The 610-nt window shown below is 39.8% G+C and carries 1 protein-coding gene; it reads right to left on the bottom strand.

The annotated features are described in order from the left end of the window. Positions 1-570 (bottom strand): transposase (locus AN214_RS21840; RefSeq protein WP_152960853.1); only part of this gene is annotated, 570 nt, incomplete at its 3' end. Positions 571-610 lie beyond the last annotated feature (40 nt).

The following is a 610-nucleotide window of genomic DNA, read 5'->3' as shown; positions in this document are numbered from 1 at the left end:
GTCAAAGTTAACATTGCGTTGCACGGCTTGGTCGTCAAAACGCGTTTGGAATTCTTGGCGAACACATTTGTTTTTCATATGCAGTTCAAGAGGCGGATAGTTGTACTGACTATTGGTGTTAACTATATGCGCTTTGAGTTGTGCGCCATGCTGAACCAACCGCGTTCTTCTACGCAGTAAATCACGGGTTGAACGCATATTAGCAGGGTAATTATAAGCAAGCGGGAAGTTACCACCGCGCAGTAAACTAGCAATTTTATAAGAATCAATCTTATCGTTTTTGGCTTTGCCCCCGTGAATGGCTTTCATATAAAGGGCATGACCAAGTACAAAATCGATATTATGTTCAGCACATAAGTCACTTACCCAATACCAACAATGCATGCACTCGACACCAATAACAATGTCTCCGATATAAGGCGAAATCAGTTTAAGTAATTCATGTCTATCAGCTTTTATTTTCTGATGAACCACTTTATTACCACGCTCATCAAGAATGCAAACGTATAAAATGCGTGCATGCAGGTCAATTCCACAATAATATTTGTGAAAAGTAGTATAGAATTTCATTGAGCTTTCTCCTTTTGGTTTGGTCGCCTTGAAGTTTAGC

It is taken from the genome of Pseudoalteromonas sp. P1-9, assembly GCF_001399975.1.
GTDB lineage: Bacteria > Pseudomonadota > Gammaproteobacteria > Enterobacterales > Alteromonadaceae > Pseudoalteromonas.
This window is presented reverse-complemented; position numbering and strand designations above follow the sequence as displayed.